General features: G+C 73.0%; 12 protein-coding genes. 8 read left to right on the top strand and 4 right to left on the bottom strand.

What is annotated here, in order from left to right:
- Positions 1-130: 130 nt before the first annotated feature.
- Together ACFYM6_RS12925 and ACFYM6_RS12920 are read right to left on the bottom strand one after the other, a co-directional pair.
- On the bottom strand, positions 131-580 hold the full coding sequence (locus tag ACFYM6_RS12925; RefSeq protein WP_387274984.1) for an iron chaperone: 450 nt from the start codon (positions 578-580) through the stop codon (positions 131-133).
- A 191-nt stretch (positions 581-771) separates the two neighbouring features.
- Complete coding sequence (locus ACFYM6_RS12920; protein ID WP_387274982.1) at positions 772-3,150, bottom strand: M28 family peptidase; 2,379 nt, start codon at positions 3,148-3,150, stop codon at positions 772-774.
- Between the two features lie 186 nt (positions 3,151-3,336).
- On the opposite strand from ACFYM6_RS12920, the gene ACFYM6_RS12915 reads away from it, so the two are divergent.
- The 7 genes from ACFYM6_RS12915 (at position 3,337) to ACFYM6_RS12885 (ending at position 12,067) form a co-directional block, all read left to right on the top strand.
- Positions 3,337-4,587, top strand: a complete 1,251-nt coding sequence (locus ACFYM6_RS12915) for a PP2C family protein-serine/threonine phosphatase (RefSeq protein ID WP_387274980.1) — start codon at positions 3,337-3,339, stop codon at positions 4,585-4,587.
- Positions 4,584-6,320, top strand: a complete 1,737-nt coding sequence (locus ACFYM6_RS12910) for an ATP-binding protein (RefSeq protein WP_387274978.1) — start codon at positions 4,584-4,586, stop codon at positions 6,318-6,320. Before ACFYM6_RS12915 ends, ACFYM6_RS12910 begins: the two co-directional genes overlap by 4 nt.
- Positions 6,317-6,769 carry a response regulator gene (locus tag ACFYM6_RS12905; protein ID WP_387274976.1) on the top strand — a complete coding sequence of 151 codons (453 nt, stop codon included), beginning with the start codon at positions 6,317-6,319 and terminating at the stop codon, positions 6,767-6,769. Before ACFYM6_RS12910 ends, ACFYM6_RS12905 begins: the two co-directional genes overlap by 4 nt.
- Positions 6,762-7,571: an inositol monophosphatase family protein gene (locus ACFYM6_RS12900; protein WP_387274974.1), complete on the top strand. Its 810-nt coding sequence runs from the start codon at positions 6,762-6,764 to the stop codon at positions 7,569-7,571. The genes ACFYM6_RS12905 and ACFYM6_RS12900 overlap by 8 nt, the downstream gene beginning before the upstream one ends.
- 201 nt (positions 7,572-7,772) lie before the next feature.
- A complete protein-coding gene (locus tag ACFYM6_RS12895) occupies positions 7,773-8,813 on the top strand; it encodes a coiled-coil domain-containing protein (RefSeq protein ID WP_387274972.1) in 1,041 nt (346 codons plus the stop codon).
- 36 nt (positions 8,814-8,849) lie between these two features.
- Positions 8,850-10,403 carry a fused MFS/spermidine synthase gene (locus tag ACFYM6_RS12890; protein WP_387274970.1) on the top strand — a complete coding sequence of 518 codons (1,554 nt, stop codon included), beginning with the start codon at positions 8,850-8,852 and terminating at the stop codon, positions 10,401-10,403.
- Between the two features lie 71 nt (positions 10,404-10,474).
- Positions 10,475-12,067: a serine/threonine-protein kinase gene (locus tag ACFYM6_RS12885; protein WP_387274968.1), complete on the top strand. Its 1,593-nt coding sequence runs from the start codon at positions 10,475-10,477 to the stop codon at positions 12,065-12,067.
- 71 nt (positions 12,068-12,138) lie between these two features.
- On the opposite strand, the gene ACFYM6_RS12880 is transcribed toward ACFYM6_RS12885, so the two are convergent.
- Both ACFYM6_RS12880 and ACFYM6_RS12875 read right to left on the bottom strand, forming a co-directional pair.
- Positions 12,139-12,807, bottom strand: a complete 669-nt coding sequence (locus tag ACFYM6_RS12880) for a potassium channel family protein (RefSeq protein ID WP_387274966.1) — start codon at positions 12,805-12,807, stop codon at positions 12,139-12,141.
- Positions 12,797-14,131, bottom strand: coding sequence for a TrkH family potassium uptake protein (locus ACFYM6_RS12875; RefSeq protein WP_387274964.1), 1,335 nt, complete (start codon positions 14,129-14,131; stop codon positions 12,797-12,799). The genes ACFYM6_RS12880 and ACFYM6_RS12875 overlap by 11 nt, the downstream gene beginning before the upstream one ends.
- A 106-nt stretch (positions 14,132-14,237) precedes the next feature.
- Between ACFYM6_RS12875 and ACFYM6_RS12870 the strand changes: the two genes are divergently transcribed.
- Entirely contained in the window at positions 14,238-15,353 is a 1,116-nt protein-coding gene (locus ACFYM6_RS12870) for a glycerophosphodiester phosphodiesterase (protein WP_387274963.1), read from the top strand.
- The last annotated feature ends 135 nt before the right edge of the window (positions 15,354-15,488 follow it).

The following is a 15,488-nucleotide window of genomic DNA, read 5'->3' as shown; positions in this document are numbered from 1 at the left end:
AGGTGTCTCCGTCCGGCGCTAGTTGCCACGCCCCTCGGGTCCGGATTCGGGACTCGAGGACTTCCACGAACTGGATCCATACCGCTGGAAGTAGTGCCGCTGGCGAGCGGGTCAGGTCGGGCTGTCACGGTCAGGAGACCGCGGCCTTCATCAGCTCGACGATCTTCTGCTCCACCACGGGGCTCCACTTCTGGAGCGCGTACGACACCGGCCACATGTCCCCGTCGTCAAGGTTGGCCGCGTCCTGGAATTCCAGTGTCGAGTACCGGGAGTTGAACTTGCCCGAGTTCTTGAAGGCGACGACGACCTTGCCGTCCGCGTTCGCGTAGGCGGGCATCCCGTACCAGGTCTTTGGCGACAGCTCCGGGGCGGTGGTGGTCACCGCCATGTGCACGCGCTCGGCGAGCTCACGATCCTCCGGCGCCATCTTCGCGATGCTGTCGAGGGCGGCCTGGAGATCGTCGGCCTTCTTGGCGCCTTTCTTGCCCTCGGCGCGCAGCTCGGCGGCGCGCTCCTTCATCGCGGCGCGCTCCTCGGCGCTGAAGCCGGCGGACTCGGTCTGGGAGTTCTTCGTGGGCATTTCGGGCTGCCTTTCGACGCTCAAGGCTCGGCGCGATGCCGGCCATAAGGAAGGCTAGGCACCGCGACAGCCTGGCGCTTCTTGATTCCTGATCGGATCGGGGCCAGCCGAGGCGGCCCGTACCTGCCGTTCGCCGGCGGACGGCCGGAGCCCGGGCGGCGCGCTTGCGGGTTCCGGCCGCCCGGTCCGGGTCACAGGGGATATGTGCGGGCCACCGCCAGCATCTCGGAGCTGTGCGAGCCGACCACGCCGACATCGGGTGGGCGGGGCCGGAACCCGGGTACGCCGGTCAGGCCGTCGCTGGCGTCCATGACCCGCAGCAGCGGCCGGTGTCCGGGCGCCATCACCAGGGTGATCTCGACGCCCTCCGGTGGCGGCGCATGGAACACGACGCCGAAGCCCCACGGGTGATCCCTGGTGTACCGGCCGACGTCCAGCGCTACCCCGTCGACGGTCGACGACTCCACCACGGTCGTCGAGTCCACGTGCAGCGAGAGCAGGCGGACCGGCCGTTGCGGGGTCACCCGGACCCGCAGGGTGCGTCGCTCCCCGACGGTGGTGTCGGAGAGCACCTGCAACTTCGGGGCGGGCAGGTCGGCCGTCCGCGCCGGGCCGCTGCGCAGCCTGGCGTCGCCCAGCGCGGGGAAGTCGTCGGCGGCGGAGACTGTCTCGTCGAGGTACCCGGCGGTCCAGGGTTGCGGCTCGTCCTCGCGGCTGAGCCACCGGGCCTCGCCGGTGCCGGCGTCCAAGGCGTACATCAGGTGGGTGGGCACGGGATGGGCGGCGTCGAAGCGGTCCACGGCCAGGCCGACCCCGGCGAGCACCACGGCGGCGAGCCCGGCGGCGGCCGCCGGCAGCGGGGCGAGCCGGCGGGCCCGCAGCGCCAGCAGGCCGCGCTGGCCGCCGGCCTGCGGGTGCAGCAGGTCGACCACCGGCAGCGCGGCCAGGCCGAGCAGCACCGCGAACAGCGCCGCCACCCCGCCCATCGCCATGCCGAGCGCCGGGAAGAGCAGCACCACGGTGGGGAGCAGGATCACCACGGCCACCGCGCCGGCCAGGGTCACCGCGACCACCGGCCCGGGACCGTCCAGCCGGGTGGCCAGCGCCGCCAGCCCGGCGAGCGCGCCGGCCAGCGCGGGCAGGGTGGTCAGGTACGCGCCACCCGGAACCAGCAGAGCGAGCAGCACCCCGAACAGGGCCAGCCAGGTCAGCCCGCCGAACGCGAGGGCGGCCGGACCCGCCCACCGGCGGGTCAGCGCGTACCAGGTGAACAGGACCGCCGCGGCGAGCGCCACCACGGCGAGCCGGTACCAGACCGGCCGGTACGGGTCGAGCAGTTCAACGTAACCGGGGCGGAGCTTGGTGATCGCGGCCCAGAGCAGCCACGCGCCCAGCGGGGCCACGACGACGGGCACGAGGGCCAGTCCGACGCCGGCGGCGAGCCGGCCGGTGGCGGCCCGGCCGCGTCGGCGCAGCAGCCAGCCGAGCAGGCCGACCGCGGCCAGGGCGAGCAGCGCCAGCGGCAGGGTGAGCCAGCCGGGGTAGCGGACCAGTCCGCCCGGCACCGGGAAGTAGGTGGCGTCGTGGTCGGCGTGCAGCGTGGTCAGGTCGGTCCGGCCGAACTCGCGGGCCAGCCCGAGCGCGTTGTCGCCGTGCTGCTGGAGGCTGCCCCGGTCCAGCACCGCCGGGACGTCCAGCGGTGTGTGGTAGATCGCGCCGCCGTCGATGTACGCCGAGTTCAGCCCGACGAAGTCGTGGTCGAGGAAGGCGGTGAAGTCGGTGTCGTTCGGCAGCGCCCGGTAGATCTCCACGGCGAACGAGGTGCCCACCGGGTGCGGGGCGGCCCGGCCGAAGACGTCCACCAGCTTCGCGTTGTCCCGGGACGTCTCGAACATGATCACCGGACCGGTGGAGCCGCGCGCCTCCAGGTTGAGCACCACCCCGCCGTCGGCGGCCAGCGGGTGGCTGCCGGCGAACGCGGAGGCGCCGCAGAGGCACGCCTCCTCCGCGTCGGTGAGCACGAACACGATGTCGTTGCGCGGGCGCGGGCCGGCGGCCAGCGCCCGGGCCACCTCCAGGATGCTGGCGGTGCCGGCGGCGTCGTCGTTGCCGCCAGGGCCGGACTGCACCGAGTCGTAGTGCGCCACCAGGAACACCCGCCCGGTGGAGGCGGTGCCCGGCAGCCGGGCCACCACGTTGCGCACCCGGGCCACGGTCGCCCCGCCGGCGGCCCCGCTGAGCTGCCCGGCCTCCGGGGCGACGGTGTCCTGCACCGTGGTCTCCAGGCCGAGGCCGCGCAGCACCCCCACCAGATGCTCTCGGACCTGGTCGTTGGCCGGGCTCCCGGCCACGTGCGGCCGGGCCGCGACGACCTTGACGTGCTCGTACGCCCGGTCGGCGCTGAACTGGTCCGCCGGGGCGGTGGCGGGGCGGGGTGCCGGGGTGGCCAGGTCGACGAGGACGCCCGCGCCGACGGCCAGCAGTGCCGCGAGCGCCGCGGCGGCGGCGAGCAGCCGGCGGCGCGGCCGGGCCAGCGCCCGGTCGGCCGCTCGGGTGGGGGGTACGCCCACGGGAACTCCTCGGGGTGGTCGGGGTGGGATCATCCTGCCCCCCGGCGGACCGTGGCGACACTCCCCACCTGGGCCGCCGCCGGTGGGCGCTCCGGTCGTGTTGTGTGCGACCGTGGTCTGATACAGGATCAGCAGGGCACTCGGAAGGAGTCCGACATCACCAGCGAACTCCCGCGTCTCGCGGCGGTGACCCGGCCGCACCGGGGGCCCGGCCTGCCCGGGGCCTCCGTCGCGCCCCGGGCCGTTCCGCAGGGTGGTTTCGGGCATCACGCGAACGTGCCGCCCGGTGAGCGGCTGCGGGTGTTGCTGGTCGAGGACGACGAGGGCGACGCGTTCCTGGTCGGCGAGCTGCTCGCCGAGACCAACGCCAACATCGACCTGCTGGTCGCCGCCAGCCTCAGCGAGGCCCGGCAGCGGGTGACCGGGGTGGACTGCGTGCTGCTCGACCTCGGTCTCCCCGACGCGCAGGGCCTGGACGGGCTGCGCCGGGTGGTGGAGATGGCCAGCGGGGCGGCGGTCTGCGTGCTCACCGGCCGCTCCGACGAGCACCTGGGCATCGTGGCGGTCGCCGAGGGCGCCCAGGACTATCTGGTCAAGGGCCAGGTGGACGGGGTCCTGCTGGCCCGCGCCCTGCGCTACGCGGTGGAACGCAAGCGGGCCGACGAGAACGCCCGCCGGCTCCGCGAGGTGGAGCTGCGCCAGGCCGAGTCCGCTCGCCTGGAGCGGGGTCTGCTGCCGCAGCCGCTGATGACCACCGACCAGGTGTCGGTGCACACCTTCTACCGTCCCGGCCGGCACGCCGCACTGATCGGCGGCGACTTCTACGACGTGGTGCAGACCCGGCCGGACCGGATCGACCTGATCGTCGGCGACGTCTGCGGCCACGGCGTGGACGAGGCCGCCCTCGGCGTCGAGCTCCGGGTGGCCTGGCGGGCCCTCGTGCTGGCCGGGGTGCCGGACGACGAGGTGCTGCCCGCCCTGGAGCAGGTGTTGATGAGCGAGCGCCGGCTCCAGGAGATCTTCGCCACGGTGGCGACCACCCGGCTCGACCTGGCGGCCGACCGGGCCACCGTGCGGCTCGCCGGGCATCCGCCGCCGCTGCTGCTCAGCGGGGGCAAGGTCGCCCCCGTGCCGGCCCGGGGCGGCCTGCTGCTCGGGGTACGACCGCGCCCGCCCGTGGCCTTCGATCTGGAGTTCGACACCGATGACTGGTCTCTGCTGATGTACACCGACGGCCTCATCGAGGGTCGGGTGGGCGCCGGCGACGATCGGCTCGACGTGCCCGGCCTCACCGACCTGCTCGCCGACCCCGCCAACCAGGCGGTGTCCCTGCCCGAGTTGCCCGGGTGGCTGGTCGGCCGGGCCGAGCAGCTCAACGGGGGCCCGCTCGCCGACGACGTCGCCATGCTGCTGGTCACCCGGGGCGATGGCCGGTGACGGCGTACCGGGAGGGCTGGACCCTGCGGCGCCGGGTGGTCGCGCTGCTCGGCGTGGCCCTGCTGTTGCTGCTCGGACTGGCCGCGGCGGAGGCGCTGGTCGCGGAGAAGAACCGGCAGAACATCGACGCCGTCCTGGTCAAGACCGCTCCGCTCCAGTTGCAGAGTCAGGAGCTGATGAGCGCCCTGCTCGACCAGGAGGCAGCTGTCCGCGGGTACGCGGTGAACGGCGACCGCAAGGACCTCGCCCCGTACGACTCGGGCCGGAAGCGGGAACGCGACACGGTCGCCTCGATGGAGCGGTTGGCCACCGACTACCCGGACGTGCGGCGCGAGCTGGCGGTGGTCGAGCAGCGGGCGGCGCGGTGGCGGGCGGACGTCGCCGAGCCGGTGATCAGCACGATTGAGCGCAGCGGCCCGGGGGCCGGGCAGGCGCTGGTCACCGACCAGACCCGGCAGCAGTTCGACGGCGTCCGGGCCGCGGTCGACCAGCTCCAGGACGAGATCGGCCTGGTCCGGCAGCAGACCGCCGACCGGGTCAGCAGCACCAGCAACGTGCTGGTCGTGCTGCTGATCGCCGCGGCCCTGGTGGTGGCGGTGGCCGGCGCGTTGCTGCTGCTCTCGCTCGACCGGATCCTGATCCGGCCACTGGCCGCCCTGGCGGGCCAGGTACGCGAGGTCGCCGGCGGCGACTACCGGCACCACATCGAGGGGTCCGGGCCGCCGGAGTTCCGCCGCCTCGCCGAGGACGTCGACGGCATGCGGCAGAAGATCGCCCGGGAGCTGGACGAGGTACGCGAGGCCCGGGAGCGCATCGAGTGGGTCAACAGCCAGCTCCAGAAGCAGGCCGAGGAGCTGACCCGGTCCAACCGCGACCTGGAGCAGTTCGCGTACGTCGCCTCGCACGACCTGCAGGAGCCGCTGCGCAAGGTGGCCAGCTTCTGCCAGCTCCTTCAGCGGCGCTACGCGGGCCAGCTCGACGAGCGCGCCGACCAGTACATCGCGTTCGCCGTCGACGGCGCGCAGCGGATGCAGCGGCTGATCAACGACCTGCTCGCGTTCTCCCGGATCGGCCGCCTCACCACCGGCTTCACCGAGGTCGACCTGAACAAGGTGATGGGCGACGTGGCCGCCCAGACCGAGGCCGCCCGCCAGTTCGCCGACGCCGAGCTGACCTGGGACGAGCTGCCGGTGATCCGCGGCGAGGAGCCGTTGCTGACCAACCTGCTGGCCAACCTGGTCAGCAACTCGATCAAGTTCCGCCGCCCGGATGCGCCACCGAAGGTGCACGTGTCGGCCCGGCTGGTCGGCGACGAGTGGGAGATCAACTGCCAGGACAACGGCATCGGGATCGAGCCGGAGTTCGCCGACAAGATCTTCGTCATCTTCCAGCGGTTGCACTCCAAGGACGCGTACCCGGGCACCGGCATCGGCCTGGCCATCGTCAAGAAGATCGCGGAGTACCACGGCGGCCGGGTCTGGGTGGACACCGGCACCGAGGAGGGCACCGCGATCCGGTTCACCCTGCCCGCGCCGCCGGCCGACGTCGAGGCGGCGCCGGCGACGGAGGGGGACGAGCCGGCGGCCGGTGAGGAGTCGACCGGGGACCTGGCGGCGACCGGGGACGGTGCGGAGGCGTCCGTCGGCCGGCAGCCGGACGCTGGACCGGGGGAGACGACCCAGGGCGCGGTCCGGGAGGGTACAACGGGTGGCATGAAGGAGACGGTGGGATGACGGCGCCGGCAGACGGCAGGAGCCCGATCGAGGTCCTGCTGGTCGAGGACGACCCGGGTGACGTGCTGATGACCCAGGAGGCGTTCGAGGAGCACAAGCTCCGCAACCGCCTCACCGTGGTCTCGGACGGCGCCGAGGCGCTCGCCTACCTGCGCCGCGAGGGCCGGTACGCGGACGCGGTGACCCCCGACCTGATCCTGCTCGACCTCAACCTGCCCCGCCGGGACGGCCGGGAGGTGCTGGCGGAGATCAAGAAGGACGAGCAGCTCTGCCGGATCCCGGTCGTGGTGCTCACCACCTCCCAGGCCGACGAGGACATCCTGCGCAGCTACCAGCTGCACGCCAACGCCTACGTGACCAAGCCGGTGGACTTCGAGCGCTTCATCTCGGTGGTCCGCCAGATCGACGAGTTCTTCGTCAGCGTGGTCAAGCTGCCGCCGCGTGGCTGAGCCGCTGCTGGAGGACGTCGGCGACCTGCTGCGGAAGGCCGCGGCCGAGGTCGTGGTGCCGATGTTCCGCCGGCTCGACGACGCCGACATCTCCGAGAAGGCGCCGGGCGAGGTGGTCACCGTCGCCGACCGCCAGGCGGAGGAGCTGATCTCCGCCGGGCTGCGGCGGCTGCGCCCCGGCTCGGTGGTGGTCGGCGAGGAGGCGGTCGCCGAGGACCCGGACCTGCTGCGGCACCTGCGCGGCGCCGGCGACGTCTGGCTGGTCGACCCGATCGACGGCACCGCCAACTTCGCCGCCGGCCGGCGCCCGTTCGCCCTGATGGTGGCGCTGCTGACCGAGCGCCTGCCGGCGGCGTCCTGGGTGTACGACCCGCTGGCCGGCACGATGGCGGCCGGTCGGGGCGGCGCGGGCACCCGGCTGGACGGCACGCCGGTCCGGATCAGCCGGTCGGCACCGGAGGTCGGTGCCCTGCGGGGCACCGCGATGACCCGGTTCCTGCCGCCGGACACCCGGCGGACCGTGGAGGCGGGCGGCGAGCGGTTGGGTGAGCTGCTGCCCGGGCAGCACTGCGCCGGGCGGGAATACCTCGACATGCTCACCGGCGCGCAGCAGTTCGTCCTCTTCTGGCGCACCCTGCCCTGGGACCACGCGCCCGGCACCCTGCTGGTACGCGAGGCCGGCGGGGTGGCCCGCCGCTTCGACGGGACCGACTACCACCCGGCGGACGGCGGCCGGGGCCTGCTGGTCGCGGCCAGCGAGGAGATCTGGGACGAGGTCCGGGCGGCGCTGCTGGGTGGCTGAGCCCCCATTCTGTCGCGGTCCGCGACAGGATCGGCACCATGCGTCGACGATCCGTGTCGCCCGAGGTCGGGGGCCTGGCGTGGCGCGCGTGGTCCGGTATCGTGACCGGCGGCCTCCGCCAGCAGGCCGCCGTCGTGGCCGGCGGAGCCGCCGCCGCGCAGCGGTCAACCGGGGGTCGGCGGTCGACGGAAGGACGCTCTCGTGCCCAGGACCAGACTCATCCGGCGGCGCGCCGGCCGGCCGTTGCTCGCCCTGCTCGCCGCGGCGGCCCTGCTGCTCGGCGCCGGCCTCCTCCCGGCTGGGCCCGCCGCCGCCGCGCCCAGCCCGAGCGCGCCCGACGAGGGCGGCAGCAAGCAGCTCCGGGCGGCCCTGGAGGCGGCGGCGAAGGGGCACATCGAGGCCCAGGCCCGCCTCGACAACTCCAAGCGCCGGCAGGTCGCGCTGAACGGGCAGCTCAAGCAGATCGAGCTACGCCTGGTCGAGTTGAAGGCGCAGGTGGGTGAGGTGGCCGCGCATTCGTACCGGGTGGGCCGGCTGACCCCGGTGTCGGCGCTGCTGGCCAGCACCGATCCGGACTCGTTCCTGCAGCGCGCCGCCGAGCTGGACGTGATGGCCCAGCGGGACGGCCGGCGGCTGCGGGACCTGCACGAGGCGCAGGCCGAGGCCACCCGGGCCAAGCTGGCCCTCGACGCCGAGGTCCGCGAGCAGCAGAAGCAGCTGGCGATCCTGGCGAAGAAGAAGCGGGACGCCGAGATCGCGCTGGCCAAGGTCAGCTCCGGCGGCAGCCGCGGGTTCAGCGGCGGCTCCGGGTCGGCCAAGCCCGCCCCGCGCAACCCCGACGGCTCGTGGCCGGCGGAGTCCTGCTCGGTGAACGACCCGACGCCGGCCGACGGCTGCATCACCCCACGCACGCTGCACATGCTCCAGCAGGCCAAGGCGGCCGGCTACAAGCGGTACGTCTCCTGCCACCGCAGTGGTGGCGGGGGCGAGCACCCGAAGGGGCGGGCGTGCGACTTCTCCGCCGCCAGCGGCGGCTTCGAGAACGTCTCGGCCACCGGCGGCGACAAGGCGTACGGGGACAGCCTCGCCAGCTACCTCAAGAACAACGCGAGCAAGCTCGGCGTCATGTACGTGATCTGGTACCGGCAGATCTGGATGCCGAACACCGGCTGGCGGTCGTACAGCGGCGGGGGCAGTCCGGCCGCCGACCACACAAACCATGTTCATGTCTCGATGTACTGACCCTGGTTGCCCGGAACGCTGCGTAGCATCGCCACGGTGAGCAGCACATCGTCCGACGTCGAGGCGGAGCCGGCCCCGAGCGCGCCGGCCCCGCCCCGGGCCCTGCCGAACGGGCTCGCCGCGTTCCTCGTCTTCCTCTCCAGCGGGGCCGTGCTGGTCCTGGAGACCGTCTCGCTGCGCCTGGTCGGCCCCTACGTCGGGGTGACCCTCCAGGTGACCAGCTCGGTCATCGGCATGGCGCTGGGCGCCATCGCGTACGGAGCGTGGATGGGTGGGTGGCTGGCCGACCGGCGGGACCCGCGCACCCTGCTCGCCCCGGCGCTGGTGCTGGCGGGCATCGCCACCGCGGTCACCCTCCCCGTCGTCCGGTACGCCGGCGAGGCGCTGCGCGGTGGCGCGGCGAGCGGGGTGCTCCTGCTGACCGCGCTGGCGGTGCTGGTGCCGGCCGCGTTGCTGGCCGGGGTGACCCCGCTGGTGGTCAAGCTCCAGCTCGCCGACCTGCGACGGACCGGGCAGGTGGTCGGCCGGCTCTCCGGCATCGGCACGCTGGGCGGGATCACGGCCACCCTGGTCACCGGCTTCGTGCTGGTGGCGGCGCTGTCCAGCACGGTGATCGTGCTCGGGCTGGCGGCGGTGCTGGGGGTGACCGGGCTGGCGCTCGGGGCGTACCTGCGCCGGCGGGCCGGGACCGGGCTGCCCGCCCCGACCCGGGTCAAGGCCACCCTGGCGGTGCTCGGCCTGGCCGCGGCGGGCCTCTCCGCGGTCGCCCCGAACCCGTGCGACGTGGAGACGGCGTACCACTGCGCGAAGGTGGAGACGGACTCGCAGTGGACGCAGGGGCGCGTCCTCTACCTCAACTCGGCCGAGCACTCTTATGTGGACCTGGCCGACCCGACCCACCTGAAGTACGCGTACACCCAGTGGATCGGCCTGGTCGCCGACCTGGCCGCGCCGGCCGGGCGGCGGCTCGACGCCCTGCACCTCGGCGGCGGCGGCTTCACCATGCCCCGTTACCTCGCCGCGACCCGGCCGGGCACCGACAACCTGGTCTTCGAGATCGACGGCGGGCTGGTCGACCTGGACCGGCGGGAGCTGGGCGTGCGCACCGGACCGCAGTTGCAGGCCCGGGTCGGGGATGCCCGGGTGCTGCTCGGCGCCGAGCGCACCGACAGCCGCGACTTCATCGTCGGCGATGCCTTCGGGCACCTGGTCGTGCCCTGGCACCTGGCCACCCGGGAGATGGCCGCGGAGGTCCGCCGGGTGCTCCGGCCCGGCGGGATCTACGTGCAGAACGTCATCGACGTGCCGCCGGGCCGGTTCATCCGGGCCGAGCTGGCCACCGTCCGGGCCGAGTTCCGGCACGTCGCGCTGATCGCCCCGCCCTGGGGCATCGAGGGGCGGTCCGGTGCGAACTTCCTCATCGTCGCCTCGGACGCGCCGCTGCCGCTGGCCGGCGCCCTGTCCCGGCTGGGCATGCTGCCCGAGCCGGCCAGCCTGCTGTCCGGGGACGAGCTGACCGGGTACGTCGGCGACGCGCTGGTGCTGACCGACGACTACGCCCCGGTGGACCAGTTGCTGGCGACCGCCTGAACGAGTGACTTTCCTGACCGATTCCGACCCTTCAGGTGTACGGCGGTCCGCTCCGGGCAACAGGACCGACCATGGGTGCAGCGGTGAGGGGCGGCGCGCAGCTCCTGGGTGAGCGGTACCGGCTGGTCGAGCAGCTCGGTGCGGGTGGCATGTCGGTGGTCTGGCGCGGCTACGACGAGGTGCTCGGTCGGCAGGTCGCGGTCAAGGTGCTGGCCTCCCGGCTCGCCAGCGACAAGGCGTTCCGGCACCGGATCCGGATCGAGGCGCAGGCCGCCGCCCGGCTCTGCCACCCCAACATCACCAACGTGTACGACTACGGCGAGTCGGATCAGGCCGGGCTGACCGTGCCGTACGTGGTGATGGAACTGGTCGACGGCGGCCCGCTCAGCGCCCGGCTCGGCCGCGGCGGGCAGCTGCCCTGGCGGGAGGCGGTGACCATCGGCGCGGAGGTGGCGTCGGCGCTGGCCACCGCGCATGCCCGGGGCGTGGTCCACCGGGACGTGACCCCCGGCAATGTCATGCTCACCTCGACCGGGGTGAAGGTCGTCGACTTCGGCATCTCGGCGCTGGCCGGGGAGAGCGAGCAGGGCCCGGACGGCGCCCTGCTCGGCACGCCCGCGTACCTGGCTCCGGAACGGCTGAACAACGGCCAGGTCTCCCCGGCCACCGATGTGTACGCGGTCGGCCTGCTGCTGTACCGGATGCTCACCGGCCGGCTGCCCTGGCAGGCCAGCACCACTACCCAGATGCTCCGGGCGCACATGTACCACGATCCGGAGCCGATGCCGCCGGTGCTGGGGCTCCCCGACGAGGTGGCGCAGCTGGTCCGGCAGTGCCTCGCCAAGCGCTGCGCGGATCGGCCGGCGACCGCCGAGGTGGCCCGTACGCTCGCCGAGGCGGCCGGCATCTCGGCGATCGTGCCGGTCTCCCCGGCGGTCGGCCAGGTCGATCCGACGCTGGTCGAGAACGCCGGGACCACCATCCTGCCCTGGTCGGCGGAGACCGACGCGCTGCCCTTCTCCGCCGTCCGCACCCGTACCCGGGCCGCCACGCAAAGGCGCAGGGTGGAGGTCGGGGTGGCCGCCGCCGGCCTGGTCGCGGTCACCGCCATCATGTGGGGGATGACCTCGAAGAGCTCGGCCAGCGGCGGCGCCGAGCCGGCCCAGGCCCGGATGGACCTGCCGCAGCCGATCCCCTGCGCGGTCGACTACACGCTGCGGCGGGACTCCGGAAAGGATTTCACCGCGGAGCTGACCCTGACCAACACCGGTAACCGGGAGCTGCGCGGCTGGACGATGAGCTTCACCTTCCCGGGCCGGCAGACCGTGACGAGCGCCCAGCCGGCGGTCCACCAGCAGGGGCGGACCGTGCAGCTCCAGGCACCGGCCACCGACCCGGCGCTGGCGCCGGGCGCGTCCCGGAAGATCTCGCTGACCGGTCGCTACACGGGCGGCAACCTGCTGCCGGTGGAGTTCAAGGTCGGCGACAGCACCTGTGGGGTGCAGGTCTCCGGGGTGGCAGGCTCGGTGCCGACCACCGCCCCGGCCCGCACGGCGGCCCCGAAACCGCCCCCGAAAGCGAGCACGGCGAAGAGTAGCGGCAGCCGCGCCAACCCCGAGAAGCATGGCAAGGGCAAGGGGGACGGCAAGGGAAAAGGCGACTGACCGAGGGAAAGGGGGACCACGGCGGCAAGGACAAGGACCGGGGCAAGGTCAAGGCCAAGCAGAAGTGATGCTCAGTCGAGCGCGGCGAAGCGCTGCACCTGGCTGATGCTGCCCTCCACGACGAGCACGCTGTCCGCTTGCAGCACCGTGTCCGGGCCGGCGTAGCGGAACGGCTCGCCGGGCAGTTTCGCGCCGACCACCATCACCCCGTACCGGTCCGCCGGGGTCAGCTCCCGCAACGGCCGCCCGACCATCGTCCGCGGTACGCGTACCTTGGCGATCGCGAAGTCGTCGCCGAACTCGACGAAGTCCAGCATCCTGCTGACGATCAGGTGCGCGACCCGCTCGCCGGTCTCCGCCTCCGGAAAGATCACGTGATGCGCCCCCACCGAGCTGAGGATCTTCGCGTGCTTCTCCGAGGTGGCCCGGGCCCAGATCTGCGGGATGTCCAGCTCGGTCAGGGCCAGCACGGTCAGCACGCTCGCCTCCACCGAGGCGCCGATGGCGACCACCACCCGCCGGAAGTCCGCTACGCCGATCTGGCGCAGCACGTTCTCCTCGGTGGAGTCCGCCTGCACCACCCGGTCCAGCCGCGCCGACCAGCGCTGGACCCGCTCCGGGCTGCGGTCGACGGCCAGCACGTCGTGACCGAGGTGTGCCAGCGAGCCGGCCAGCCGTGAGCCGAACCGGCCCAGGCCGATCACCGCGATGCCGCTGTCGTCCGTCTTCCTAGCCGACAATGGGTTGCTCCTCCGGGTAGCGGTACTGGCGTCGTCGGGTGTTCAACGCGATCGCCGACCCGAGGGCGAGCGGGCCGATCCGGCCGATGTACATGAGCGCGGTCAGCAGGTACTGCCCGGGTTCCTTCAGCTGCGCGGCGAGCCCGGTGGTCAGGCCGGTGGTGCTGAACGCGGACGTGACCTCGAAGAGCGCGGTGTAGTAGCGGACGTGCTTGGTCGCCGCGATCACCACGACCGTGCCGGCGACGACCAGCGCTACGCTGATCAGCGCCACGGTCATCGCCTGCCGCTGGCTGGCCGTGGCGACCCGTCGGCCGCCCACCGTCACGTCCGGTTCGCCGCGCAGCTCGGCCCAGATGACAAAGGCGAGCAGGAAGAAGGTGGACACCTTGATCCCACCGGCGGTGCTGGCGCTGCCGCCGCCGATGAACATCAGGACGATCAGCAGCGGGTAGCTCTCCTCGCTCAGCCGATCGATGTGGATCACGTCGAAGCCGCCGGTGCGGCTCAGCGCGATCTGGGTGAACGCGGCCAGGACCTTTCCCCGGGCATCGTAGGTGCCGATGGTGGCGGGATTGCGCCACTCGGCGAAAAGCAGGGCGCCGAAGCCGAGCGCGATCAGCGTCAGGCTGCCCCAGATCGTCAGCTTGGTGGCGATCGCCCAGCCCCTCGGCCGCCGCCACTCCCGTACCGCTTCGAAGAGCGCCGGGAAGCCCAGCCCGCCGATGATCGCGCCCAGGCCCAGTGGCAGCGCCACCCAGGGGTCGCGGGAGAAGGCGACCAGGCCATCGGAGTAGAGGGTGAAGCCGCCGTTGTTGAACGCCTGGATCGAGTCGAAGGCGGCGAACCAGAGGGCCCGCCACGGGGGGTAGCCGTAGGTCAGCCAGAGCCGGCTGGTGATCACCGCCGTCATCACCGCCTCGGTGACGAAGACCGCCGCCACGATCCGCACCAGCAGCCAGCGGACGTCGCCGATGCCGAACTCGAGGGTCTCGGCCTGCACCAGCAGCCGGTTGCGCAGGCCGAGCCGCCGGGAGACCGCCAGGATCACCAGTGCCGCCATGGTCAGGATGCCCAGGCCGCCGAGCTGGGTGAGCACGGTGATCATCGCCAGCCCGAAGCCGTTCCAGTAGTTCGGGGTGTCGTTGATCGCCATGCCGGTGACCGAGACCGCCGAGGTGGCGGTGAACAGCGCCGTGACGAACGGGGTGTACCGCTGCTGGCTGGTGGCCCAGGGCAGCATCAGCAGGCCGGTGCCGAACAGGATCGCCGCCAGGAACCCGAGCGGCACCAGCCGCACGGGGTTACGGAGCAGACGGCGCACCAGGTCATCTTCCGTCCGGACATTCACCGGCAGGTCAGGAAACGACCAACTGCCGGCCAACCGCGACCGGTCTGCTGTGCGTACCCATCGACGACAGGAGAAGGTGTTGCGACGTACGCTTTCCGCCCTCGGCGTGGCCGGCACGCTGCTCGCGGCGGCCGTGGCGGTGCCGGCCGTGGCCGCCCAGGCCCGGCCCGAGGCCGCCGCCGACCAGTCCCGCGCGGCCCACCGCCCCATCGTGATCGCCCACCGCGGCGCGAGCGGCTACCGGCCTGAGCACACCCTGGAGGCCTACCGGCTGGCCATCCGGATGGGCGCCGACTACATCGAGCCCGATCTGGTCTCGACGAAGGACGGCGTGCTGGTCGCCCGGCACGAGAACGAGATCTCCGGTACGACCGACGTGGCCGCCCACCCCGAGTACGCCGCCCGCAAGGCGACGAAGACCATCGACGGGGTGCAGGTAACCGGCTGGTTCACCGAGGACTTCACCCTGGCCGAGCTGAAGACGCTGCGGGCCAAGGAGCGGCTGCCCCAGGTGCGGGTGGCCAACACGGCGTTCGACGGCAAGTTCGAGGTGCCGACCTTCCAGGAGATCGTCGACCTGGCCCGAGCCGAGTCGAAGGCTCGGGGCCGGACCATCGGCGTCTACCCGGAGACCAAGCACCCCAGCTACTTCACCTCGATCGGGCTCCCGCTGGAGGAGCCGCTGGTCGCGGTGCTCGAAGCCAACAAGCTGACCCACCGCAACGACCCGGTCTTCATCCAGAGCTTCGAGACGGCCAACCTGCGCAAGCTGGACCGCATGATCGACGTACGGCTGGTCCAACTGATGGACGCGGCCGGCCGCCCGTACGACTTCACCGCCGCCGGCGACCCGCGCAGCTACGCCGACCTGGCCTCAGCTTCCGGCCTGGCCTGGGTGGCCCGGTATGCCGACGGCGTCGGCCTGCACAAGAACCTGATCGTGCCCCGGGACGCGGCCGGCAAGCTACTCGCCCCGACCACGGTGATCCGGGACGCGCACCGGGTGAAGCTGCTGGTGCACGCCTGGACGTTCCGCGCGGAGAACCAGTTCCTCCCGGTCGACTACCGGATCGGCGCCGACCCGAACGCCCGCGGTGACATCACGTCCGAGTACGAGCTGTTCTTCGGCCTCGGCCTGGACGGCGCCTTCGCCGACCAGCCGGACACCGCCGTGGCGGCCCGCGCCGGCCTGTAGACGGTGTCCGCGCCGGGGCGCTCGGGGCCCCGGCGCGGCGCTTCCGCGACGTGCTCGGCGGTGTCCGGGCACCCACGTGCTTTTTTCCCCTTTGGGTGCGGCGGTGGCGCTGCCGTGGCCCGGCTTGGCCTGGCC

This window comes from Micromonospora sp. NPDC006431 (genome assembly GCF_042870725.1).
Classification (GTDB): Bacteria; Actinomycetota; Actinomycetes; order Mycobacteriales; family Micromonosporaceae; genus Micromonospora.
Note: the sequence above shows the minus strand (reverse complement) of the source record. Positions and strands in the feature narration are given on the sequence as shown.

Bases quoted from the DNA above. Each gene is read 5' to 3' on its own strand.
- ACFYM6_RS12885 (WP_387274968.1), top strand. From the start codon at position 10,475: ATGGGTGCAGCGGTGAGGGGCGGCGCGCAGCTCCTGGGTGAGCGGTAC.
- ACFYM6_RS12925 (WP_387274984.1), bottom strand. From the start codon at position 580: ATGCCCACGAAGAACTCCCAGACCGAGTCCGCCGGCTTCAGCGCCGAG.
- ACFYM6_RS12905 (WP_387274976.1), top strand. From the start codon at position 6,317: ATGACGGCGCCGGCAGACGGCAGGAGCCCGATCGAGGTCCTGCTGGTC.